Below are 24,444 nucleotides of genomic sequence, written 5' to 3'. Positions count from 1 at the left end.
CCCTACGCCAGGCTATCGGCCACGGCGTAGGCCCGGACGGTGGCGGGGCGGGCGGCGACGGCGTCGAACCAGCGGCGCAGATTGGGATGCGCGTCGAGGTCCTGCTGCTGGGCGTGCCAAGGGACGATCCAGGGGTAGATCGCCATGTCGGCGATGCCGTAGTCCTCGCCCGCCACGAACGGGCAGTCCGCCAGCCGGCGGTCGAGCACGCCGTAGAGCCGGCCGGTTTCGCGGACATAGCGTTCGGTGGCGTAGGGAATTCGTTCGGGCGCGTAGATCGAGAAATGATGGTTCTGCCCGGCCATCGGGCCGAGGCCGCCCATCTGCCAGAACAGCCAGGTTAACGCCTCCGTCCGGCCGCGCAGGTCCTGCGGCAGGAAACGGCCTGTCTTTTCGGCGAGGTACAGCAGGATCGCACCGGATTCGAACAGCGCGATCGGCTCGCCGCCGCCCGTCGGTTCATGATCGACGACCGCCGGGATGCGATTGTTCGGTGCGACGGCCAGGAACGCCGGATCGAACTGAGCACCCTTGGCGATATCGATCGGGATGACGCGGTAGGGCAGGCCCGCTTCCTCCAGGAACAGCGTAACCTTGTGGCCGTTCGGCGTCGTCCAGTAATAGAAGTCGATCATGTCGCCATCCTTCTGTCGCAGAACATAGAGATAGCGTCGCAAAAGCGGGCGGCAATCGGCGGGATGGGTATCGTTCAGGTTCAGGACCGCATAGCGAAGCATGTCACCAAGGGGGCCGTCATTCAGAACCTGCGCCGATCCGCCATCCTCTTCGCCCTCGCCACGACGGCCTGCGTCTCGCCGTCGCAGCCGCCGCCACCGGCGATGCCTGCGCTGTCGCCCGCGCGTGCACCTGTGGTGGTCGCGATTCCACCGACGCCGTTGCCTGGGACCATCCCGCGCCCGCCCGCCGCGCTGGCCGCGACGATCAAGCGGTTGGGGCGCGGGTTCGACGGAATCGTCGGGATTGCGGTGCGTGATGTGCAGGCGGGGTGGTTCATCTCGTTCAACGGATCGGGTTATTTCCCGCAGCAGAGCGTATCGAAACTGTGGGTCGCGCTGACCGTGTTCGATGCGATCGACCGGGGGCGGATGTCGCTGTCCGATACGGTCCGGATCGAGCGGAAGGATCTGGTCGTGTTCCACCAGCCAATGCGCGGCAAGGTCGGCGCGGCTGGCTATGATGCGAGCGTCTCGGAACTGCTGCTCGCCGCGATGACGACGAGCGACAATCTGGCGAACGATTCACTGCTGCGAACCGTCGGCGGGCCGGGCGCAGTGCGGGCGTTTCTGGCGCGGTCGCAGCTGACGGGCATCCGGTTCGGGCCAGGCGAGCGGTTGTTGCAGGCGGGCACGGCCGGGCTGACGTGGCGGCAATCCTACGCCGATGGGAATGGGTTCTACGTCGCGCGGTCGGCCCTGCCGATGTCGGTGCGGCGCGCGGCGCTCGACAAGTATCTGGCCGATCCGATCGACGGGGCGCAGCCGGAGCAGGTCGCGTTGGCGCTCGCGCGGTTGCGGAAGGGGGACCTGCTGTCGCCGGTATCGACGCAGCGGCTGCTGACGCTGATGGCGTCGAGCAAGACCGGGCCGCAACGAATGCGTGCCGGATCCGGGCCGGGCTGGGCGTTCGCGCACAAGACGGGGACGGGGCAGGAACTGGGCGGCGAGGCGACCGGCTATAACGACATCGGGCTGATGACGTCGCCGGACGGCCGGACCTATGCGCTGGCGGTGATGATCAAGACGACGCGGCAACCGATCCCGGTGCGGCAGCGCTTGATGTCGGACGTGGCGCGCGCCGTCGTGGCGCAGGACATGGGCGAGGGGCCCCGCGCCGCGCCGCGCGGGTATCGCTGAGGGTCAGGCGCGGTCGGCGTAGAGCAGTCGACCGGGCCCGAGCCGCGTCAGGACCTGGTCGAGATCCGCCGGGGAAACCGCGAAGCAGCCCTGGCTGCGACCGCACATGCCCTGCTTGGCGACGACGTCGGGCGCCACGTACCAGGCGGAATGGATGACGATCGCGCGTTCCAGCGCCGTGCGGTTATCGGGGTCGAGCCCCTCCAGCCGGCGCGAGCGGCCGTGCTGGCCGACATAGGGATCGGCGGTGAGGTATGCGCCGCGCGAAGTGGCCTCCGACCCGATCACGCCGGAAAAACGCTTTAGCATGCCGCTGTGCGCCGGGTCCGAGCCCTTGCCGTGCGAGACGAGCAGCGTGGTGGTGCGGCCATTCAGGACATCGACAAGATGGAAGCGCGGGTTGGCCGACGGGAGGCCGAAGTCGGCGATGGCGATCACGTCGCGCGACCAGAGCCGGCGGTTGTGGACCTGCATGGCGGCAAGCGCCTTGGCCATCAACGCGGGGGGGACACCTGCGCCGACGGGGGCGATGACGCTGCCGCGGGCGCGGGTTGGGTCGATCGGATCCTCGTCGGGGAGCGGGGCCTCGGCCGTGCCGATGCGGGGGGTGGCGGCCATGGCGGGGATCGCGGCGCCGAAGCAGGCGAGGCCGGTGGTGAAGCCGCGCCGGCTGAGCCGGATGCTGGAAATGTCGTTCATCATTGAGTCAAAGATAAGGCCGTAGGCCATTGTTTTCCACACGGCCGGCCGATCATTCGTCTGGCGGGCAGGGCGGGCGGTCGCTACGACTGGGTGGAAACGGGCGGGGCGGAGGTACGGCATGACGGACGGACGCAGGTATCGGATCGGCCTCGCGGTGCCATCACTGGCGGCGGGCCTCGTTCTGTCGGGGTGCATCAGCACGGCCGCGGCGATCGTGAAGGCACCGTTCCAGGTGGCCGGACAGGCGGCGGACTGGGCGACGACCAGCCAGGACGAGTCCGACCGGAATTACGGCCGCAAGATGCGCAAGAAGGAAGCGCAGGAGGGCCGCGAACTGCGCAAGCGGAACAAGGAAGCCGAGCGCGAGGCACGCCGCCGCCGCGACGACTGAGGGCGGGCCGATCAGGACCCGCCCGGACGGTCAGTCGACATGGCCGACCGCGGCCGCGGTGGTACGCGGGGTCCAGCCGCCATTGCCCGGCTGTTCGAACCAGAAGGGTTTGCGCGGGCGGCTGCGCGTGCCGACCTCGTTCATGTCGCCGTCGTAGATCCGGCCGTTGGCGACCGTGTAGCGGATGCTGGTCGTGTCGCGGATATTGTCGAGCGGGTTGCGATCGAGCACGACGAGATCGGCCAGCTTGCCCGCCTCCAGCGTGCCGAGGTCGCGGTCCATGCCGTAGGCGCGCGCCGGGTTCCAGGTGGCGGTGGCGATCGCCTGGATCGGCGTCATGCCGCCGAGTGCGAAGCTCCACATGTCCCAGTGCGCGCCCAGCCCCTCACGCTGGCCGTGTGCGCCGATCGTGACGGGGATGCCGAGTTCGGAGATCTCGCGTGCAGTCCGAGCGATTTGCAGGACGTTGTTCTCTTCGTCCGGCACCATGACCGGGCGGCGCGCGCGGCTATCGAGGATGCGGCGCGGGACCCATTTGGTCAGGATCGGATCCTTCCAGACCTGCGTATGCTGGTACCAGTAATTCTCGCCGAACGGGCCGCCATAGGCGACGATCAGCGTGGGGTTGTAGGCGGTGCCCGACCCGCGCCAGAACTGTTTCACATCGTCGTAGATGTGCGCGACGGGCAGCGAGTGTTCGATCGTGGTGTGACCGTCGGCGATCATGGTCATGTTCATCTCGAACAGCGACCCGCCCTCCGGCACGACGTCCATGTCGAGTTCGCGCGCGGCCTGCACGATCTGCTGACGCTGTTCCCGCCGCGGCTGGTTGTAGCTCTTGACCGACCACGCGCCGGACGCTTGCAACCGGCGGAGGTGGCCGCGGGCGTCGTCGATGCTGTCGATCTTCGCGGTGAAGGGCGTGGTCGCGCCGTACAGGACGGTGCCGGTGGAGAAGATGCGCGGGGCGACGATCTGGCCGTCCTTGGCCAGTTCGGACGCGGCGAAGATCTCGCTCGTCGTGTTGGACGGATCGTGGATCGTGGTGACGCCGAACGCGAGGCCGGCATAGTTGACCCAGCTCTGCTGCGGCACGATGTCGTCCGACCCCATGCTGCCGTGCCAGTGGGCGTCGATCAGCCCGGGCATGATCGTCTTGCCGGTGGCGTCGATGGTTTTGGTGTCGGCGGGTACCGTGACGTTGGCGCCGACCGCCTCAATCCGATTGCCGTTGAGCAGGATCGTGCCGCGCTCGATCACCTCCGTCCCGCCGCGCATCGTCAGCAGGCGGGCGTTGGTGAACGCGACGCGGCCGGTGGGTGCGTCGTAGGGGCGACGGAAGCCGAGTTCGATGCCGCTGGTCGCGACCGGCGGCAGGGCGGCGGGCGCGCCATCGACGAACGCGAAGTCGTTGCGCGTTTCGCGGCCGTAGAGCTGCGACCCGAGCGTCCACCAGAGCTTGGCGGAGTCGCCCGACCAGTGGATCCAGTCGCCCGCGTCGCGCGTGACCTGGAACATCGGCAGCGCCTTCTGGTCCGCGGACAGTTCGACCGCGGTGCCGGTACGCGCGAACGGCACGACGCGCGCCTGGAACCGCTCGGTCCAGGCGAGCCACTTCTCGTCGGGCGACACGGCGTAGTTGCGCGCGAATTCGGACGAGGCGTGGGCGCGTTCCTCCGTGCCGTTCAGCGCGATCGACTTGAGCAGCATCTTCTTGTTCTCACGCGCGGTGAAGAACAGCCGGTCAGAGCTTGCACCGAACTGCGGCGCGCTGCCGCTGTCGCTGAGCAGCCGAGCAGTGCCACCCGCAGTCGGCACGACGTAGATACCGGTCTCGCGTCCGTTGACGGGGGACGTCAGGTAACCGTCCGAAACCTTTGAATAGGCGACGGTCTTGCCGTCGGGGGAGAAGACCGGTTCGATATAGTTTCCCGGCTGCGTCGTGATCGTCCGGGCGGTGCCGCCGGTAGCGGACACGGTCTGGATCGCGCCCTGTTTCTCGTCCGACCAGGTGGCGAATACGATCTGGCGGCCGTCGCGTGACCAGCTGGGGTTCAGTTCGAACGCGTCGGTCTGCGTCGTCAGGCGGCGGGGTGTGCCGCCGGACACGTCGCGGATCCAGAGATGGCCGAGCGCGTCGAACACGACGCGGCGGCCATCCGGCGAGACGTGGGCCGAGCGGATCATCTTCACGTCGAACTGCGTCGGCGCGACGTCGACCGCGTGGCGGACAGCCTGCGTGATGCGGCGCGTGCCGGCGACGTGGAACGGAATGTCGGACACGGTCTTGCTGGCGACGTCGATCCGCTTGATCCCGCCGCCGGCCCAGAACACGATCGAACGGTTGTCGGGCGTCCAGTCCATGCCGGGATAGACGCCCTGGATCGCCCAGGTCTCCTGCATGTCGCGATCGAGGATATCGGTCAGCGGTGTTTCGCGGCCGCTTGCGATATCAAGCACATAGAGCGTGGACTTGTAACGGTCCCTGCGGATGAAGGCGAGGCTCTTGCCGTCCGGCGAGGGGGTGGGGCGGATCGATCCGCCGGGGCCGGAGACATATTTCTCGATCTTGCCGGTCGTGCGGTCGAGCCGCTGGATGGCGTAGATCTCGCCGTTCACGTCCTTCGAATATTCGAACACCTCACCCGGCGTGACGTCGTCGGAGAAATAGAGGTAGCGGCCGTCGGGCGAGAAGGCCGGTTCGTTGGTATCCTTCTGGTCGGTGCGCTTCTTGGTCATCTGCACCCCCCCGCCGCCGGCGCGGTGGTAGAGCCACATCTCGCCGGCACCCAGCGAACGGGTGCCGGTGAAATGCTTGCGCGCGACGATATAGTCGCTGTCGGGTGTCCAGTCGGCCTGGTTGAGCAGGCGGAAGTCCTCCTTCGTGACCTGCGTCGTCTTGCCGCCGGCGCGGTCGACGATCCAGATATTGTCGCCGCCGCCGCGATCCGAAGTGAACGCGATCCAGCGGCCGTTGGGGGAGTAGCGCGGCTGCATGTCCCACGCGGCGCCGGTCGTCAGCGCACGTGCCTCGCCGCCGCCGATCGGCATGACGTAGAGGTCACCGAGCAGATCGAACGCGACCTCGCGCCCATCTGGGGAGACGTCGACCGACAGCCAGGTCCCGGAGCGAGTGTCGATGGGCACATCCTTGTAGGGGCCATGCGGCGCCGCGACGTCCCACTTCGGCTTCTTGTCCGTCTCGGTGACGGGCGCCGGCGCCGGCTGCGCCCAGGCGCTGGTGGAGGCGAGGAGGAGGAACGGCAGGGTGCGCTTCATGGATGGCCTTTCGCGAGTTGCACGAAGGCTAGGGCGGATCGGCCTGCGAGGGAACCGCTTCGATACCGGAATATGGGGCGCTCAGCGTCGGCGGCGCGAACCGGCGCGAAGGTTCAGGAGATGGCCGGTCGCGACGAGGAGGCCGCCGCCGACGGTCAGAGAAACCTCGGTCAGGCTGTGCGGGACGGCGAGCAATGCGGTGGCCATGATGGCGAGGCCGAGCGCGCCGACCGTCGCGGGGACGCGGTCATGATGGACGCGCCACCCGCGCCAGAGGGCGAGGCCGCTGGCCGGAACCGCGACGACGAGCAACGCGGCGTGGAGCCAGGGCAGGTCGGGGATGGCGAGCGCGAAGGCGGGGAGGAGCGCGATCGCCACCGGGATCGCGATGCAGTGAAGCAGGCAGAGGCTCGACAGCATCGCCGCGACCGTGTCGAGACCCCCGAGCGGGGGGGTGACGACGGTCGCCGGCGCCGCGGGATGATCCCCGTGGCAATGGGTATGGCAGCTCTCGCTCATTCGGGAGATATAGCGCCATGATATGTTATATCAAGCGCTATCTCTCGCTCGATAAGCTGCCGCGCGGCGGCTGGTGCAGCTGGCCGCGGCGATACTCGCCCTGCCGCTCGAACATCCAGCCGGGATATTCGGGCGGCAGCGCGCTGACCGCGTCGAGTGTCTTCAACTCCTCGGCACTGAGCACGACGTCGGCGGCGGCGATGTTCTCGGACAGTTGCTCGACGCGCTTGGCACCGACGATGACGCTGGTCACGACCGGCTGGTGGAGCAGCCAGGCCAGCGCGATCTGCGCGACCGAGACGCCTTTTGCCTCCGCGATCGGGCGCATCGCGTCGATGACGGTGTAGGCGCGGTCCTTGTTCACGGGCGGGAAGTCGAACGCGGCGCGGCGGCCGTCGCCGGTGCCGGGATTGTCGCGATCATATTTGCCCGACAGCAGCCCGCCGGCAAGCGGGCTCCAGACCATCAGGCCGACGCCTTCGGACCGCATCATCGGCACCAGTTCGCGCTCCAGATCGCGGCTGGCGATGGTGTAGTAGGCCTGGAGCGTCTTGATGCTGGCCAGCCGTTCGCGGGCGGAGATGCCGAGCGCCTTGGTGATCTGCCACGCGGCCCAGTTCGACACGCCGATGTAGCGGACATGGCCGTGCTGGACGAGGATATCGAGCGCTTCGAGCTGCTCCTCCATCGGGGTCGCGTCGTCGAAGCCGTGGATCTGGTAGAGATCGATATGGTCGAGCTGGAGCCGCTTGAGGCTGGCCTTGCAGGCGGCGATCAGGTGGGAGCGCGATGCGCCGCGCTGGTTGGGGCCGTCGCCCGTCGGGCCGAACGCCTTGGTCGCGACGACGACCTCGTCGCGCGCGATGCCGAGATTGCGGATCGCCTGACCGGTGATCTCCTCAGACACGCCGACCGAGTAGACGTCGGCGGTGTCGATGAAGTTGATGCCGCCGTCGAGCGCCGCCTTGACCAGACCGTCGGCGTCGGACTGCTGCAGCTGGCCGATCTTGCCCCACATGCTGTCTTCCGCGCCGCCGAACGTCATCGTGCCGAGGCAGAGTTCGGAGACGAACAGGCCGGTGCGGCCTAAGCTGTTCATGCGCATGGGAAGTCTTTCGATGTTGGGATCGAGGACGGGAACGCATGACGCAGCGGAAGGTGACGCGCGGATCAGGGTGTCCGGGCGCTATCGGATGAAGGGAGGGTGGTTTGCGACGGCCGTCGCGGTGGCCCTTACCCCGGCCCTCCCCCGGCGGGGGAGGGAAGTTTGTTACTGGCCGTAGTCGCTGGTGCTGGCGAGGCGGATGGCTTCGCGGGCGGCGGCGAAGAGGGCGCCGGACTTGGCCTCGCATTCGCGTTGTTCGGCGGCGGGGTCGCTGTCGGCGACGATGCCGGCGCCGGCCTGGACGTGCATGACGCCGTCCTTCAGCACCGCGGTACGCAGCACGATGCAGCTGTCCATCCCGCCGTCGGGCGCGAAATAGCCGACGCCGCCGCCATAAGGGCCGCGGCTTTCGGTTTCGAGTTCGGCGATCACCTGACAGGCGCGGACCTTGGGCGCGCCCGAGACGGTGCCGGCCGGGAAGCCCGCGAACAGCGCATCGAGCGGGCCGACGCCGGGGGCGATCTTGCCGACCACGTTGGACACGATGTGCATCACGTGGCTGTAGAATTCGACGCCGTAGCTGTCCGTCACGGTGACGGTGCCCGCCTGCGCCACGCGGCCGACATCGTTGCGGCCGAGATCGAGCAGCATGAGATGTTCGGCGCGTTCCTTGGGATCGGTGAGCAGTTCGGCGCGGTTGGCGGCGTCCTCCGCGGCGGTCTTGCCGCGGGGGCGGGTGCCGGCGATCGGGCGGATCGTCACCTCACCATCGCGCGCGCGGACCAGGATTTCGGGGGAGGAGCCGATGATCGCGAAGCCCGGCAGGTCGAGATAATAGAGGAAGGGCGACGGATTGATCCGGCGGAGCGCGCGGTAGAGATCGAGCGGCGGGAGCGGAAAGTCCATCGTGAAGCGCTGCGCCAGCACGACCTGGAAGATGTCGCCCGCCGCGATATAGTCCTTCGCACGCGCGACCATCTCGCCGTAGCGGCCGGCGGGCATGACCGGGGTGACGACCGGTTCGGCCGCGTCGCCGGCGATGACGGTCCGTGCGGGGGTCGGCGCCGCCAGCCGGGCGAAGGTGGCGTCGATCTGCTCGACCGCGGCGGCAATCTGGTCCGCTGGATCACGTGCCGGGTCGGGCCAGAGCGGGGCGACGATGTGCAGTTCGTCGGTCAGCCGGTCGAACACGAGCACCAGGGTCGGCCGGACGAACAGCATGTCGGGCACGTCGATCGCGGTGTCGACCGGGCGGGGAAGCCGTTCGACCAGCCGGATCGTCTCATAGGCGAAATAGCCAACGAGGCAGGCGAGCGCGGGCGGCATGTCGGCCGGCACGTCCATCCGGCATTCGGCAACGAGGTTGCGCATGGCGAGCAGCGCGCCGTCCTTCGAGGGGACGAAGGCGTCGCGGTCAGTGGCCCAGCGTCGGTTGATCTCCGCCGTGTCGCCGCGCGCGCGGAACACGAGGTCGGGGGCGAGGCCGACCATCGAATAGCGGCCGCGCTGCGATCCGCCCTCGACCGATTCGAGCAGGAAGTCGCCGCGGCCCGGTTCCATAAGCTTCAGCGCGGCGGCGACCGGCGTGTCGCAATCCGCGATCCGGCGGCGCGCGACGAGCGCGGGGCGACCGGCGGCCAGCGCCGCGTGGGCGACCGCATCGGCGTCCTTGACGTCCGTCATCACGGGACGACGGAGCTTTGCAGCAGGCTGGTCTTGAAGCGGGCGATGGCGGCGGCGTCGCGCTTCACTTTCAGGTCCTGCATGATGCCGGCGATCAGCTGGTCGGCATATTCGTTGCCGAGCGCGCGGCCGAATTCGTCGCGCGTGGCGGCGACGAGCTGCGGCTGGGTGCGGATGTCGCCCTTCTTCACGCTGTTCAGCTGGACGACGTACCAGCCGGCACCGTTCTGGTCGGCGATCGTGCGGACCTTGCCGGGCGCCATGGTGAAGAGCAGCTGGACCGGGGCCGGGACTGCCTGACGCGCCTGGGCGAGATCGATCTGGCGACCGCCGCCGGTCTGCGGCACTGGCAGTTTCACGCCTGCGCCCGCGAAGGCGGCGGCGAGCGACATGCCACGATTGGCCTTGGCCGCGATCGTGGTGGCGATCTGCTGCGCCTGGGCCGAGGCGCGCTCGGCGGTCAGGGCGGCGACGACGGTGGAGCGGACCTGCGCCAGCGGGATCGGTGCGGCGGCGACGACATCGACGACGTCGAGTAGCGCGTAGCTGCCCGGGCCGACCGTTTCGACGCTGGGGTCGTCGTCTTCGGCGGCCTGGAACGCGGCCTTCAGCAGGGGTTGCAGCGTGGCGTCGGGCTTGAACGCCGGGTTCGTCGGGGCCGCGCCGGTGGGGAGCAGCGGCGGGGTGGTCACGACCTGCAGCTTGTTGGCGGTCGCGGCCTGTTCGAAGGTGGAGCCGTCGTCGATCGCATCGCCGATCTTGGCGACGCGATCGGCCAGCGCGGCGTCGGTCGCACGCTTGGTCAGGTCGGCGACCAGCGCACCGCGGACGGCGGCGAGCGGGGTCGGCGGCGTGCGGGTGATGGCGTCAACACGGACGATGTGCCAGCCGAGCGGTGACTTGACTGGGTCGGTGGTCGCACCCTGCGCGGCGGCGAAGGCGGCCGCGGCGACGGCGGGCGAAGCGAGCCCGGCGAGTTCGGACTGCGTCTTGGCACCGAGCGCGGTGTCGCGCGGGCTGAACCCGGCGGACTGCGCCGCGGCGGCGAACGGCGTGCCCGAGCGGATACGGGCGACCAGCGCGCGGGCGGCGGCCTCCGTCGGCAACAGCACCTGCGACAAGGTGCGCTTTTCGCTGGCGGCATATTGCGCGGCGTTCGCCTTGTATGCGGCGGCGATCTCGGCCTCGGTCGGGGCGGGGACGGCGCCCAGCTGGCTGGCGTCGATCGCGGCGTAGCGCAGGACGCGGCGTTCCGGCAGCGTGAAGGCGGCGATGTTCTTGCGGTAGAAGGCGTCGATCTGCGCCGGCGTCGGGGCCGGTCCCTGCGGCATGGCGGCGGCGGGCACGAAGCCGATCGTGCCGTCGCGGCGGTCGAGCAGCATGGCGGCATAGGGGGTCACCAGCGCATCGGTGGCGCGCGCGCCGCCGGCGACGGGGCCGAGGATCTGGCGGCGGATCGCGTCGCCGGCGATGTCGGCACGAAGCTGCGTTTCGGAGATGCGTTCGCGGGCGAGCAGGCTGCGGAACGTCGCTTCGTCGAACTTGCCGGTCGGGCCCTGGAACGCCGGGATGCTGGCGATTTCACCGTCGACCAGCCGCTTCGACGCGGTGAAGCCGTGATCGCGGCCCCACAGTTCGACGGCCTTGGCGGAGATGACGCGCTGCAACGTCCCCTCGACCCCGCCGCCGGCGACGAATGCGGCCATCGTCAGGCCGGGCTGCTGCTGCGCCGCCTGGGTATAGGCTTCGCGGACGCGGCGGTCGGCCTCGACTGTGCCGATCGACCCGCCGTCCATCGATGCGAGCGTCTCGCCCTGCGGGCCGGCGCCGCCGCCGAGGCTGTCCATGCCGACGCCCGAGACGACGACCGCGATCGCGACGAGCGCGAGGATGGCGACCGCCAGCCAGGATTTGATCGCGCGGCGGAAGAAGGAAAGCATCGGCAAGCCCGTCGAACAGCTGAAACAAGATCGTCGCTCTACCGGCGCGGGCGGTGCGCGGCAAGGCGCGCGGGGCGGGGGGTGGGCCGTGCCCGGCGCATTGTCATTGCGGGCGGAACCGACCAAGACGACCGCATCAGGAGCATGCGCTGGGAGGCTAGATGCGAAGGACGTTGATCGCGGGCAATTGGAAGATGAACGGCAGTCGGGCGGCATTGGCCGAACTGGCCGGGATGGCGAACGCGGCGGCGGAGCATCCTGGGGTGGACGTGGTGGTTTGTCCGCCCGCGACGTTGATCGCGGCGTCGTGTGACGTGCGCGGCGACGTGATTATCGGTGCGCAGGATTGCCATGCGGCGGCGGCCGGACCCTATACCGGCTGCCTGTCCGCGGCGATGCTGATCGAGGCTGGCGCGACGCTGTCGATCGTCGGGCATAGCGAGCGCCGGACCGGGCAGCACGAGACCGATGCCGAGGTGCGCGCCAAGGCGATCGCCGTCATGGCGGCAGGGATGACCGCGATCGTGTGCGTCGGCGAGACCGAGGCGCAGCGCGATGCGGGTGATGCGATGCCGGTCGTGGCGGCGCAGGTTGCCGGATCGGTGCCGGACGAGGCGACCGCGGACCGGTTGGTCGTCGCCTATGAACCACTATGGGCGATCGGGACCGGGCGGGTGCCGTCGATCGCCGACGTGACGGAGATGCACGCGATGATCCGGACGCGGCTGGCGGCCAAGCTGGGCGCGGAGACGGCGGCGGCGGTGCGGATCCTGTACGGCGGATCGATGAATGCGGGGAATGCCGCGGCGTTGCTGGCGGTGGCGGACGTCGATGGCGGGCTGGTCGGCGGGGCGAGCCTGACCGCGGACGCGTTCGTGCCGATCATACGGGCGGCCGCAGCGGTCGGTTGATGCGCGCGCGTTGATTCGCTAAGCGCCGTGGCAGCACGCGCCGGCGGCGCATCCCCAGACAGATTGCGGCCTCAATGTTCACCTTCCTTCTTATCGTCCACGCCATCATCGCCGCGGGGCTGGTCACCGTCATCCTGATGCAGCGGTCGGAAGGCGGCGGGCTGGGCATGGGCGGCAGCCCGTCGGGCCTGATGAGCGCACGCGGGGCGGCCGATTTCCTGACCCGCGCGACGACCGTGCTGGCGAGCGCGTTCGTGCTGATGAGCATCCTGCTGGCGGTGATGGCGACGATGTCGCGTGCCCCGAGCACGATCGATGCGTCGCTGGCGCGGCGTCCGGCACCGGCCGCAGGCGGTGTGCCGATGGCGGGCGAGACGCCAGCGACCGGCGCCGATCCGGTTGCGGCGGCGGCGGCGGCGGGTGCGGTGGCACCGAGCGCGCTGAGCAACGGTGCGGCGGCGATCACCGACACGCCGATCACGAACCCGCCGGCGACGGTGCGGACCGACCCGACCGCAGCCGAGACGCCGCGTCCGGCCACGCGGGCGGCCGAACGTGCGACGCGGCGCGAGCGTGCGGCGGCCGAGCGGGCTGCAACGCGGTCCACCACGCCGGCCGCACAGTCGAGCACGACGCCGACGCTGCCGATCATCACGGCACCGGCTCCGACGACGACGCCGAGCAACGCTTCGGGTCAGTAGAAGTCGATAACTGCGCGGCGTAATCGGCACCTGCCGAAACGCCGCGTTTCATGAGTATTGACGCCGAACCGTGGAGTCCGTCGTGTACCGCGCGCGGTTCCATCCACAGCTAATGTCGGTCGTGATGGAGTCGGGGCCTTGCCGTCCCCCACGTCGGGTCGCTAACGCGATACTCCCATGACACGGTTTATTTTTATCACCGGTGGCGTGGTTTCGTCGCTCGGAAAAGGCCTCATGGCCGCAAGCCTCGCGGCGCTGTTGCAGGCGCGCGGCTACACGGTGCGGATCCGCAAGTTCGATCCGTACCTGAACGTCGATCCGGGGACGATGTCGCCCTATCAGCACGGCGAGGTCTATGTGACTGACGACGGCGCGGAGACCGACCTGGACCTTGGCCATTACGAGCGGTTCACCGGCGTGCCGAGCCGGCAGTCGGACAATGTGACGTCGGGCCGGATCTACCAGACGATCATCGCCAAGGAACGGCGCGGCGACTATCTGGGCGCCACGGTGCAGGTGATCCCGCACGTGACCGACGCGATCAAGGAATTCGCGCGGGCCGATACCGACGACCTGGATTTCGTGCTGTGCGAGATCGGCGGGACGGTGGGCGACATCGAATCGCTGCCGTTCATGGAGGCGATCCGCCAGCTGCGGAACGACCTGGGCCGCGACCGGACGTCGTTCGTCCACCTGACTCTGGTGCCCTACATCGCCGCCGCGGGTGAGCTGAAGACCAAGCCGACGCAGCATAGCGTGCGCGACCTGACCGCGCTCGGCATCCAGCCCGACGTGCTGGTGTGCCGGTGCGACCGTCCGCTGCCCGACAGCGACCGGGCGAAGATCGCGCTGTTCTGCAACGTGCGCAAGGAAGCGGTGATCCCGGCGCTGGACGCCAAGACGATCTACGGCGTGCCGGTGCAATATCATGTCGAGGGGCTCGACCGTGCGGTGCTCGACTCCTTCGGGCTCGATACGTCGGCGACGCTCGATCTGTCGCGCTGGACCGAGATCGAGGAGCGGCTGAGCCTGCCCGAGGGCGAGGTGACGATCGGCGTGGTCGGCAAATATGTCGGGCTGCAGGATGCGTACAAGTCGCTGCACGAGGCGCTGGTGCACGGCGGGATCGCCAACCGGGTGAAGGTGCATATCCGCTGGTTGGACGCCGAGCTGTTCGAACAGGACGCCGACGGGCTGGCGGCGCAGCTGGAGCCGCTGCATGCGATCCTGGTGCCGGGTGGCTTTGGCGAGCGCGGGTCGGAGGGCAAGATCGCCTCGGTCCGGTTCGCGCGCGAACGCAAGGTGCCGTATTTCGGAATCTGCCTCGGAATGCAGATGGCCTGCGTCGAAGGGGCGCGAAACACCGCCGGGCTGGCCGACGCCTCGACGACCGAGTTCGGCGCGACCGCGGAGCCGGTGGTGGGCCTCATCACCGAATGGATGACCGAGGCGGGGCTGCAGACGCGCGCCGCGGGCGGTGATCTCGGCGGGACGATGCGGCTGGGCGCCTATGACGCAAAGCTGGCGAACGGGAGCCGGGTCGCCGGGATCTACGGCAGCGACGCGATCACAGAGCGGCACCGCCACCGGTACGAGGTGAACGTGCATTACCGCGAGGCGCTGGAGAAGGGCGGGCTGGTGTTCTCGGGCATGTCGCCGGACGGCGAGTTGCCCGAGATCGTCGAGCGGCCGGATCATCCGTGGTTCGTGGGCGTGCAGTTCCATCCAGAGCTGAAGTCCAAGCCGTTTGCGCCGCATCCGTTGTTTCAGAGCTTCATCGCGGCGGCTGTGGCGCAGAGCCGGTTGGTCTGAGTCTTCAGGCTCGGTGTAATGCCGTTGCTTAGTTCCCCGGCGGAGGCCGGGGCCTAGGGGAAGCGGTGGCGTCTAGGCCCCGGCCTGCGCCGGGGAACTTTCGAGGTCTCGTAGAGGCCTGACTTCAGATCGATGCTGCGTTTGGGTCAAACTGGATCCCCGCGTCCGCGGGGATACGGGTGGACGCGGTGCGGCTTAGTTAAATGCGAATGTGGGCGCGTCCCTTGCGAGACGCCCCCACATTCATTCAGCTTTGAGGCTCAGGCCTGCGTGACGGTCGCGTCGATGCCGCCGGTGACGGGCACGTCGGACGGGTTCGGGACGACCGGGTCGCTGGGTGTTGGCGGCGTCGGGTCGACCGGGGTGGGGACGGGCACGTCGACGGGCATGGTGCCGGGGACTTCGGGGACGGGGGGCTGGCTGGCCATGGGCGTTCCTCTTCTCGTGTTGAGAAGGGTTAACGCGGGAGGCGGCTTTGAGACGCATCGGCGGGCCCAGAAAAGCAAACGTCCGAGCCGTTTCCGACCCGGACGCCTGCGTGACGATCGCTCGTCAGCCCCCATTTTTGCCTGGGCTCTCATGTGACCGCCCCCTGACGATCGCATGGGCTCCGAAGGCCTCCCCGAACCATGGCGTTGCCTGTGTTCGTGCCACCGGATTACGCCCCGATGAACGGTCTGTCATCCGCCGTATCGCCCCCGGTGTGCGAAAGGTGGCACCCTGTGTCTGGGTTGCAACAATATCGCCGGCTTGTCGGGGCGGGGGCGGCGTTCTAGAGCGGTTTCGCCCCGTCAACGGCCCGGATACCCAAGTTCGATGCGTCTTTCCCGTTATCTGTTGCCCTTGATGAAGGAGTCGCCCGCCGACGCCCAGATCGTCAGCCACAAGCTGATGCTGCGCGCGGGGCTGGTGCGGCAGACCGCGGCCGGAATCTATGCCTGGCTCCCGCTGGGGCTGAAGGTGCTGCGCAATATCGAACGGATCGTGCGCGAGGAGCAGGATCGGTCCGGCGCGGTCGAGATTTTGATGCCGACGATGCAGTCCGCCGAGCTGTGGCGCCAGTCGGGGCGGTACGACGCGTACGGGCCGGAAATGCTGCGGATCACCGACCGGCACGACCGGGAGATGCTGTTCGGGCCGACGAACGAGGAGATGGTAACGTCGCTGTTCCGCGATGCGGCGCGGAGCTACCGCGACCTGCCGCGGACGCTGTACCATATCCAGTGGAAGTTCCGCGACGAGGTGCGGCCGCGGTTCGGCGTGATGCGTGGGCGCGAGTTCCTGATGAAGGACGCCTATTCGTTCGACATGGACGAGGCGGGCGCGCGGCACAGCTACAACCGCATGTTCGTCGCCTATCTGCGGACGTTCGCGCGGATGGGGCTGCGCGCGATCCCGATGCAGGCCGATACCGGCCCGATCGGTGGCGACCTGTCCCACGAATTCATCGTGCTCGCCCCGACGGGTGAGAGCGACGTGTTCTATCATGCGAATTGGGATGCATCGGCCGAGCCGGCGGAGGTCGATTTCGACGATGCGGCGGCGCTGCAGGGGGTGGTCGACGGCTACACGCAGGATTATGCCGCGACCGACGAGAAGCGCGACGAAGCGCGCGAGGCGGCGGCGGGCAACGCGCTACGCCAGTCGCGCGGGGTGGAAGTGGGGCACATCTTCTACTTCGGGACGAAATATTCGGCCTCGATGGGCCTGGCGGTGCAGGGCACGGACGGCACGCGGGTCAACCCGCATATGGGCAGTTACGGGATCGGGGTCAGCCGGCTGGTCGGCGCGATCATCGAGGCGAGCCATGACGATCGCGGGATCATCTGGCCGGACGCGGTGGCGCCCTATGCGGTTGGGTTGATCAACATGCGGGTGGACGATGCGGGCTGCACCGCGGCGGCGGACGACCTGTACGCGCGGTTGCAGGCGGCGGGCATCGAGACGCTGTACGACGACCGCGACGAGCGTGGCGGGGCGAAGTTTGCGACGATGGATCTGGTGGGCGTGCCCTGGCAGATCGTGATCGGGCCGAAGGGGATCGAGAAGGGCGTCGTCGAACTGAAGCGGCGGGCGACGGGCGAGAAGGTCGAGCTGAGCGCCGACGATGCGTTGGCGCGGGTGCGCGGGTGAGTTTCGCTCGTACCTCCGCTGATGCGGCGGTCCAGATCGGAGCTTGGAACTGGACCCCCGCCAGCGCGGGGGTGCGGCAGTTCTGCGACGTCAGCGGCGGTTCACGCCTCGGGCTTGATAGGGCGTTCGCATGATATTGAACCGCTACGAGCGCATGATCGCGAAGCGCTACCTCCTGCCGGGGAAGGGTGAGTCCTTCATCTTTCTGGTGGCGTCGATCAGCATGATCGGGGTGATGCTGGGCGTCGCCGCGCTGATCACCGTGATGAGCGTGATGAACGGGTTCCGCGCGGACCTGTTCGACAAGACGGCGGGGCTGAACGGTCATGCCGTGGTGCAGGGCTATGGCGGTTCGCTGCCCGACTGGCGCGCGATCGTGCGGGAGGCGCGGGCGACGCCGGGCGTGACGGAGGCCACGCCGCTGATCGAACAGCCGCTGATGGGCAGCCTGAACGGCCGCGTTGCAGGCATCCTGGTGCGCGGCATGGAGATGCGCGACATCACCGGCAATCCGCTGATCCGCGACAACATCGTCGCCGGGAGCCTAGCCAACATCAAGCCGGGGTCGGGCGAGGTCGCGATCGGCGCGCGGCTGGCCGAGACGCTGGGCGCGTCGGTGGGCGCGCCGATTACGGTGATCAGTCCGCAGGGGCAGACGACGCCGTTCGGCACGCTGCCGCGGTCGGTCGGCTATACGGTCGGCGCGATCTTCGAGGTCGGGGTGTATGATTACGACAATGCGTTCGTCATCATGCCGATGCAGGACGCGCAGACGCTGCTGATGCTGGGCGACAGCGTGAGCATGGTCGAACTGGTCACCACCAATGCCGACAAGGTGCAGGACATCGTCAAGCCGCTGGTCCCCAAGATTGCGGGCCAGGCGGAGATCCGCGACTGGCGGCAGAATAATGCCGCCTTGTTCGAGGCGCTGAGCGTCGAGCGGGTGGTGATGTTCTGGATCCTGTCGCTGATCATCCTGGTGGCGGCGTTCAACATCCTGTCGTCGCTGATCATGCTAGTGCGCGCCAAGACGCGCGACATCGCGATCCTGCGCACGATGGGCGCATCGCGCGGGGCGATGATCCGGATCTTCATGACGGTGGGCGTGACGGTGGGGGCGCTCGGCACGCTGGCCGGCGTCGCGCTGGGGTTCATCCTGCTCTATTTCCGGCAGGGGATCGTCGACGGGGTGCAATATCTGTCGGGGCAGAATCTGTGGGATCCGTCGATCCGGTTCCTGACCGAGATGCCCGCGCGGACCGACCCCGTGGAGGTGTTCGCGATCATCGCGATGGCGATCGGTTCGACCTTCCTGTTCACGCTGTACCCGGCGTGGAAGGCGGCGAGCACGGATCCGGTGCAGGTGCTGCGTTATGAATGATGGGGGTCGCGGCGTGACCGACGTGCTGACAGTGACCGACCTGAAGCGGAGCTTCGTGCAGGGCGACGTGACGATCGAGGTGCTGCGCGGGGTCGACCTGACCGTCGGCGCGGGCGAGATCGTGGCGCTGGTCGGGCCTTCGGGATCGGGCAAGTCGACGATGTTGCAGGCGGTCGGGCTGCTCGAGGGCGGGTTTCAGGGTTCGATCCGCATCGCGGGCGAGGAGGCGGCGCAGTTGGACAGCGACGGGCGGACGCGCGTGCGCCGCGATGCGCTGGGGTTCGTGTACCAGTTCCATCATCTGCTGCCCGATTTCTCGGCCGCCGAGAATGTCGTGCTGCCCGCGCTGATCCGCGGCGGCACGCGGGCCGAGGCGCAGGCGCGGGCCGAGACTTTGCTGACCGCGCTGGGGCTCGGCCACCGGCTGTCGCACCGGCCGAGCCAGTTGTCGGGCGGCGAGCAGCAGCGTGTGGCGGTTGCGCGTGCGCTGGCCAACCGGCCTAAGCTGGTGCTGGCGGACGAGCCGACCGGCAATCTGGACGAACATACCGCCGACATCGTGCTGGGCGAGTTCCTGCGGCTGGTCCGCGGCGAAGGCTCCGCGGCGCTGGTGGCGACGCATAACGAACGGCTGGCCGCCAAGATGGACCGCGTGGTGCGGTTGCATGAGGGGCGGGTGAGCGTTGTTTCCTGACGCGTCCGGCGCGGGGTTGACGGCATGACGCTGCACGTCTGGTGGCTGTTCGTGCTGGCGGTGGTCGTGCTGTGCGGCACGCCGGGGCCGAACATGCTTCACGTCATGACGCGGAGCGTGCGGTTCGGCTTGCGGCGGAGCCTTGCCGCGATGGCGGGGTGCCTGGTGGCGCTGGTGATCGTGCTGTGCGCGTCTGCGCTGGGGTTGAGCGCGGTGATGATGGCGTCGCCCTGGGTGTTCGGGGTGCTGCGCTATGTCGGCGTGGCTTACCTCCTCTATCTCGGGATCAGGGCGTGGCGCGGTGGGGATGCGCCGCTGGATGTCGGGTCGGGCGCGATCGGGGCTTATGGGTCCAGCGCGCAACTGTTCCGCGGCGGGTTCGCGATCGGAATCAGCAATCCGAAGCTGCTGCTGTTCGCCGCGGCGTTCCTGCCGCAGTTCGCGGATCGGGCGCAGCCGCAGGGGACGCAGTTCGCGATCCTCATCGCAACCTTCGCGGTGGTCGAGGCGGTCTGGTACGCGATCTATGCGACTGGGGGTGCGAAGCTGGTCGCCTATCTCGATCGCCCGGCGGCGATGCGGACGTTCAACCGCGTGACGGGGGCGCTGTTTATCGGGTTCGGGGTGGCTCTGCTGGGGGTGCGGGTTTGAGCCTCCGAGTTGCGTTGGCTTCTCGGCTTCGCTCGGGATAGGCAGTTCGTTTCCTGTCCTAGTGCGTGACCGGCGTTCCGATCCGGGACCGGTCCGCGCTCCAGTGGATGAACAGCGGGCGACCGATGATCCGGTCCAGCGCGACCATTTCGAGGCCGAACTGATCCATCGGCGATCGGCTGTCGGCGGAACGGTCGCGATTGTCGCCGAGCACGAAGACGTGACCGGGTGGAACGGTGCGCTCGGCCATATCGTCGACGTCGGACGGTCCGGTATCGAGGATTTGGTGAGCCCCGCGCTCGTTGGGCAGTCGTTCGACAAGGCGTTCTGCGGCCTCCGGACCTGTGGAAGACAGGAAGGTCACTTCGCCTAGGCTTTGCTGGTCCGCGGCCCGCCCGTTCACGATCGGCACGCCGGCCCGCATCACGATCCGGTCACCCGCCACCGCCGCGATGCGCTTGATGTAGGGAGCCCTCGGCGTCTTGATCAGCACGACGTCACCGATCCGCGCCGGGCCACGGAAGCGCATCTCGGCGATGAACTTCTCGTTCAGGGCGAGCGTCGGGCCCATGCTTTCGGATGGGGTAAAGAATGGCTTGTAGATTTGGTGGCAGAGCGTGACCGCCGGACCGATCGCGAGGCCCGACAAAATCCACGCGAGGAGGATACCGTACCAGCGGCTCCACCACGGCCGGGTTGCAGGCCGAACGGCTCTGTACCGCCACGTCAGTCGCACCGCCGTAACCAGCGTTGCGAGGTAGATCATGACAACGATGGTCACATAGACCAGTCCCCATCGGAAGGTCGCAGTCGGCATGACGCGGAAAAGCAGCGCGGACGCGTACAGGACCACGATCGGCACGGCCATCTGGATCGCCGCATCGCGGGCACGGCCGACCCGCAGCAGTCCGAAGCCGGTTCCCAGCAGGTTGAGCGCGGCCACGCCGACCCGTCGCAGCGGCGAGCGCGCCGTGCCGTCCTCTATCGCCTGCGCCAAGTCCGTTTCCCCGTTTGCCCGGTCATGTGCTGGCAGGCTTATCGGATTGCAGCAATCCATGCGGTTCGCCGCGTCGCGCTCTTTCACGAATCGATCCTGCGCCCCATAGAGTGGGGATGTCGCATAACGCCTTCGTACCGCTTCGGATCTTCTCCGCCTTCACCATGCTGGAGGGGGCGATCGAGCCGAAGGCGATCGCGACGCAGGCGCGCAAGTTGGGGTTCCCCGCCGCCGCGATCACTGACCGCAACGGGCTGTACGGTGCGATGCCGTTTTGCGAGGGGGCGACCAAGGCGGGGGTGCAGCCGATCGTTGGCGCGTTGCTCGGCGTGTGCCGGCCGGGGATCGCGGCGGGGAAGCCGGCGGTCATCGACTGGCTGGCGCTCTATGCGCAGGACACGCAGGGCTACGACAATCTGTGCGCGCTGGTGTCGGCGGCGCATCTCGACCGGCCGGGGCATGAGGATGCGCATGTGCCGATGGCGTATCTCGACGGGCGGACGGACGGGCTGATCGCGCTGACCGCGGCGGGTGAGGGTGCGCTGGCGCGGATGCTGGCTGAGGAGCAGGCGGACGCGGCGGCGGACTATGTCGAGCGGCTGGAAGCGCTGTTTCCGCAGCGGCTGTATGTCGAGCTGGCACGGCGCGGGCATGAGGTGGAGGAGCGTGCGGAAGCGGCGTTGCTGGCGATGGCCTATGCGCGCGACCTGCCGATCGTGGCGACGAACCCGTCCTGTTTTGCCGAGGCCGATTTCCATCCGGCGCACGACGTGATGCTCTGCATCGCCGGGTCGGCGTATCTGGAGACCGAGGAGCGCAAGCGGTCCTGCGTCGACGACTGGATGAAGCCGGCGGACGAGATGCGGCGGATGTTCGCGGACCTGCCCGAGGCGATCGCCAACACGCTGGTGGTGGCGCAGCGTTGCGCGGTGATGGCGCCGACGCGGAAACCCATCCTTCCCAGTCTTGCCGGCGACCGCGAGGGCGAGGCGACGATGCTGCGCGACGATGCGCGCGCCGGGTTGATCCAGCGGCTGGAGAAAGCGGAGGCGGCGGGTGCCCCGCGGCCGGGCGAGGGATCGATCGCGGAGCGCTATCCCGACTATTTCGAGCGGCTCGATTTCGAGCTGGACGTCATCGTGAACATGGGATTCCCGGGCTATTTCCTGATCGTCGCGGATTTCATCAAATGGGCGAAGGAACAGGATATTCCGGTCGGCCCGGGGCGTGGATCGGGTGCGGGTTCGGTGGTCGCCTGGGCGTTGACCATCACCGATCTGGACCCGCTGAAGCTCGGCCTGCTGTTCGAGCGGTTCCTGAACCCGGAACGCGTGTCGATGCCCGATTTCGATATCGATTTCTGCGAAACGCGGCGTGGCGAGGTCATCAGCTACGTCCAGGCGAAATATGGTCGCGACCATGTCGCACAGATCATCACCTTCGGTCGGCTGAAGGCGCGCGCGGTGTTGAAGGACACCGGACGCGTGCTGCAGATGAGCTATGGCCATATCGACCGGCTGGCCAAGCTTGTGCCGAACCATCCGACCGATCCGTGGACGCTGGACCGCGCGCTGAACGGCGTGTCCGAACTGGCGGCGGAATATCGCGAGGATGCGCAGGTCCGGCGGCTATTCGACCTGGCGCGCAAGCTGGAGGGCCTGCCGCGCCATTCGTCGACGCATGCCGCGGGCGTGGTGATCGGGGACCGGCCGCTCGACCAGCTGGTGCCGCTTTACCGCGATCCGCGGTCGGACATTCCGGTGACGCAGCTTGACATGAAATATGTCGAGGCGGCCGGGCTGGTGAAGTTCGATTTTCTCGGGCTGAAAACGCTGTCGGTGCTGCAGAAGGGCGTGCAGATGCTGGCCAAGAACGGCGTCGAGGTGGATCTCGGCACGCTCGGCTGGGACGATCCGGCAGTCTATGCGCTGCTGCAGAAGGGCGACACGGTTGGCGTGTTCCAGCTGGAATCCGAGGGGATGCGGCGGACGCTGGCGGCGGTGCGGCCGACCAATTTCGGCGACATCATCGCGCTCGTGTCGCTTTATCGGCCGGGGCCGATGGACAATATTCCGATGTTCGGCGCCCGCAAGAACGGGCGCGAACCGATCGTCTATCCGCATCCGCTGCTGGAGACGATCCTGGGCGAGACGTACGGGATCTTCGTCTACCAGGAACAGGTGATGCAGGCGGCGCAGATCCTGGCGGGTTACTCGCTGGGCGAGGCGGACATGCTGCGCCGCGCGATGGGCAAGAAAATCCAGGCGGAGATGGATGCGCAGCGCCAGCGGTTCGTCGACGGGTGTGCGGCGAACGACATCGCACCGGGGAAGGCAAACGAGCTGTTCGACTTGATCGACAAGTTCGCGGGCTATGGTTTCAACAAGAGCCACGCGGCGGCCTATGCCTTGCTGGCGTACCAGACCGCCTGGCTGAAGGCGCATCACAAGCCGGAATTCTACGCCGCGTCGATGTGTTACGACATGGCGCTGACCGACAAGCTGGCGATCTGGACCGACGATATGCGGCGGATGGGCGTCGCGTGCCGGGCACCGTGCGTGAACGCGTCGGACGCGGAGTTCTCGGTCGAGGACGGGGAAGTGCGGTTCGGGCTGGGCGCGCTGAAGGGCGTCGGCGAGAAGGCGATGGAACTGCTGATCGCCGAGCGTGCGGCGAACGGGCCGTTCGCGGGGCTCGACGATTTTGCCGGGCGGGTCGATCCGCGGCTGCTGAACCGGCGGCAGCTGGAGGCGCTGGCGGGCGCGGGCGCGTTCGACGGCATCGCGCCGGACCGGGCGAGCGTGTTCGCGGGCGCGGAGACGGTGCTGGCCCATGCGGCGAGTGCGCTGAACGAGCGGACCAGCGGGCAGGGCGGGCTGTTCGGCGATATCGGTGGCGGTGCCTCGCCGATCCGGTTGCCCAAGGCGGAGCCGTGGACGCTGGCGGAGCGGATGGCGGCGGAGAAGGAGGCGTTCGGCTTCTACTTCTCGGCGCATCCGACCGACCGCTATCGCCATATTGCGACGGCGCTGGGCGCACGGAGCTTCTCCGAACTGTCGAGCTATCCGCCGACCGTCGATGGCGGGCGGAGCGAGGCGCGGATGGCGTTGCTGATCGAGAGTGCCGGCTGGCGGACGTCGGCGAAGGGGCGGCGATATCTGATGGCGACCTGTTCCGATGCGTCGGCGCAGTTCGTGGCGACGTGCTTCGACGACGAGATCGCGGCCGACCTGGAGGGCGCGGCGCGGACCGGGAGCTGCGGGTTCGCGCGGGTCGAGCTGGACCGCAAGGCGGGCGAGGAAACGCCGCGCGTGACGATCAAGCATATCCGACCGTTCGAGGAAATGCAGGGTACGACCAAGCTGAAACTGGTCGTGTCGATCGCCGATCCGGGCGCGGTTGCGGCGTTGGCGCGGATCTGTGCCGGTGCGCGTGGCGGGCGCGGGGATGTGGTGGTGAATGCGGCGGTCGACGGCGGGGTCGCGGAACTTCGCGTTGCGCGGGATGTGAAGATCGATGCGGAACTGGCGGCGCTGATCGAGCGGGTGCCGGGGATCGATGACATTCGGTTGCTGGCGGGTGAGGCGCCGTTGGCTTTGGCTTCCTGAGGTCTTCTCTAGCCCCTCTCCTTTAGGGGAGGGGTTGGGGTGGGGGCAACAGCACCACGAATC

General features: G+C 68.3%; 18 protein-coding genes and 1 pseudogene. 10 read left to right on the top strand and 9 right to left on the bottom strand.

What is annotated here, in order from left to right; translation table 11 throughout:
- Positions 1 to 2: 2 nt before the first annotated feature.
- Entirely contained in the window at positions 3 to 635 is a 633-nt protein-coding gene (locus tag IEX50_RS02850; protein ID WP_157175751.1) for a glutathione binding-like protein, read from the bottom strand.
- Positions 636 to 698: 63 nt separating this feature from the next.
- Here IEX50_RS02850 and IEX50_RS02845 point away from each other — a divergent pair, with 63 nt between their 5' ends.
- Complete coding sequence (locus IEX50_RS02845; protein ID WP_157175752.1) at positions 699 to 1,874, top strand: serine hydrolase; 1,176 nt, start codon at positions 699 to 701, stop codon at positions 1,872 to 1,874.
- A gap of 3 nt (positions 1,875 to 1,877) precedes the next feature.
- Here the strand turns inward: IEX50_RS02845 and IEX50_RS02840 are convergent, their stop codons facing one another.
- The gene (locus tag IEX50_RS02840) at positions 1,878 to 2,573 is read right to left on the bottom strand and encodes a murein L,D-transpeptidase catalytic domain family protein (RefSeq protein WP_157175753.1); all 696 of its coding nucleotides are present in this window, start codon (positions 2,571 to 2,573) and stop codon (positions 1,878 to 1,880) included.
- Between the two features lie 121 nt (positions 2,574 to 2,694).
- Here IEX50_RS02840 and IEX50_RS02835 point away from each other — a divergent pair, with 121 nt between their 5' ends.
- Positions 2,695 to 2,967: a hypothetical protein gene (locus IEX50_RS02835; protein WP_184075185.1), complete on the top strand. Its 273-nt coding sequence runs from the start codon at positions 2,695 to 2,697 to the stop codon at positions 2,965 to 2,967.
- 30 nt (positions 2,968 to 2,997) lie between these two features.
- On the opposite strand, the gene IEX50_RS02830 is transcribed toward IEX50_RS02835, so the two are convergent.
- The 5 genes from IEX50_RS02830 to IEX50_RS02810 all read right to left on the bottom strand — a co-directional run bounded on the left by IEX50_RS02830 (position 2,998) and on the right by IEX50_RS02810 (position 11,493).
- Positions 2,998 to 6,246 carry an amidohydrolase family protein gene (locus IEX50_RS02830; protein ID WP_157175754.1) on the bottom strand — a complete coding sequence of 1,083 codons (3,249 nt, stop codon included), beginning with the start codon at positions 6,244 to 6,246 and terminating at the stop codon, positions 2,998 to 3,000.
- A gap of 81 nt (positions 6,247 to 6,327) precedes the next feature.
- Positions 6,328 to 6,765, bottom strand: a complete 438-nt coding sequence (locus tag IEX50_RS02825; RefSeq protein ID WP_157175755.1) for a MerC domain-containing protein — start codon at positions 6,763 to 6,765, stop codon at positions 6,328 to 6,330.
- 37 nt (positions 6,766 to 6,802) lie between these two features.
- Positions 6,803 to 7,870, bottom strand: coding sequence for an aldo/keto reductase (locus IEX50_RS02820; protein ID WP_157175756.1), 1,068 nt, complete (start codon positions 7,868 to 7,870; stop codon positions 6,803 to 6,805).
- A gap of 165 nt (positions 7,871 to 8,035) precedes the next feature.
- Positions 8,036 to 9,553: an anthranilate synthase component I gene (gene trpE / locus IEX50_RS02815; protein ID WP_157175757.1), complete on the bottom strand. Its 1,518-nt coding sequence runs from the start codon at positions 9,551 to 9,553 to the stop codon at positions 8,036 to 8,038.
- Entirely contained in the window at positions 9,553 to 11,493 is a 1,941-nt protein-coding gene (locus IEX50_RS02810) for a peptidylprolyl isomerase (RefSeq protein WP_184075187.1), read from the bottom strand. Before IEX50_RS02810 ends, trpE begins: the two co-directional genes overlap by 1 nt.
- A 161-nt stretch (positions 11,494 to 11,654) precedes the next feature.
- Here IEX50_RS02810 and tpiA point away from each other — a divergent pair, with 161 nt between their 5' ends.
- From tpiA to pyrG, 3 genes and pseudogenes are all read left to right on the top strand, one after another.
- Complete coding sequence (tpiA, locus tag IEX50_RS02805; protein WP_157175759.1) at positions 11,655 to 12,404, top strand: triose-phosphate isomerase; 750 nt, start codon at positions 11,655 to 11,657, stop codon at positions 12,402 to 12,404.
- Positions 12,405 to 12,478: 74 nt separating this feature from the next.
- Positions 12,479 to 12,874: pseudogene (gene secG / locus IEX50_RS02800) on the top strand (preprotein translocase subunit SecG); the annotation flags it as partial.
- 408 nt (positions 12,875 to 13,282) lie between these two features.
- Positions 13,283 to 14,917: a CTP synthase gene (gene pyrG / locus IEX50_RS02795; protein ID WP_157175760.1), complete on the top strand. Its 1,635-nt coding sequence runs from the start codon at positions 13,283 to 13,285 to the stop codon at positions 14,915 to 14,917.
- 260 nt (positions 14,918 to 15,177) lie between these two features.
- Here the strand turns inward: pyrG and IEX50_RS02790 are convergent, their stop codons facing one another.
- Positions 15,178 to 15,345, bottom strand: coding sequence for a hypothetical protein (locus tag IEX50_RS02790; RefSeq protein WP_157175761.1), 168 nt, complete (start codon positions 15,343 to 15,345; stop codon positions 15,178 to 15,180).
- 388 nt (positions 15,346 to 15,733) lie between these two features.
- Here IEX50_RS02790 and proS point away from each other — a divergent pair, with 388 nt between their 5' ends.
- The 4 genes from proS (at position 15,734) to IEX50_RS02770 (ending at position 19,776) form a co-directional block, all read left to right on the top strand.
- Positions 15,734 to 17,050, top strand: coding sequence for a proline--tRNA ligase (gene proS, locus IEX50_RS02785; RefSeq protein ID WP_157175762.1), 1,317 nt, complete (start codon positions 15,734 to 15,736; stop codon positions 17,048 to 17,050).
- 130 nt (positions 17,051 to 17,180) lie between these two features.
- Complete coding sequence (locus IEX50_RS02780; protein ID WP_157175763.1) at positions 17,181 to 18,431, top strand: lipoprotein-releasing ABC transporter permease subunit; 1,251 nt, start codon at positions 17,181 to 17,183, stop codon at positions 18,429 to 18,431.
- Between the two features lie 13 nt (positions 18,432 to 18,444).
- A complete protein-coding gene (locus IEX50_RS02775; RefSeq protein WP_157175891.1) occupies positions 18,445 to 19,125 on the top strand; it encodes an ABC transporter ATP-binding protein in 681 nt (226 codons plus the stop codon).
- A 24-nt stretch (positions 19,126 to 19,149) separates the two neighbouring features.
- Entirely contained in the window at positions 19,150 to 19,776 is a 627-nt protein-coding gene (locus IEX50_RS02770) for a LysE family translocator (RefSeq protein ID WP_157175764.1), read from the top strand.
- Between the two features lie 58 nt (positions 19,777 to 19,834).
- Here IEX50_RS02770 and lepB read toward each other — a convergent pair whose 3' ends face one another.
- The gene (gene lepB / locus IEX50_RS02765) at positions 19,835 to 20,773 is read right to left on the bottom strand and encodes a signal peptidase I (RefSeq protein WP_157175765.1); all 939 of its coding nucleotides are present in this window, start codon (positions 20,771 to 20,773) and stop codon (positions 19,835 to 19,837) included.
- A gap of 116 nt (positions 20,774 to 20,889) precedes the next feature.
- Here lepB and dnaE point away from each other — a divergent pair, with 116 nt between their 5' ends.
- Positions 20,890 to 24,381: a DNA polymerase III subunit alpha gene (dnaE, locus tag IEX50_RS02760; protein ID WP_157175766.1), complete on the top strand. Its 3,492-nt coding sequence runs from the start codon at positions 20,890 to 20,892 to the stop codon at positions 24,379 to 24,381.
- Positions 24,382 to 24,444: the final 63 nt, after the last annotated feature.

It is taken from the genome of Sphingomonas prati (genome assembly GCF_014643515.1).
Classification (GTDB): domain Bacteria; phylum Pseudomonadota; class Alphaproteobacteria; order Sphingomonadales; family Sphingomonadaceae; genus Sphingomonas_R; species Sphingomonas_R prati.
The sequence above is the reverse complement of the archived record's forward strand: the minus strand, read 5'-3'. Positions and strand labels throughout refer to the sequence as shown.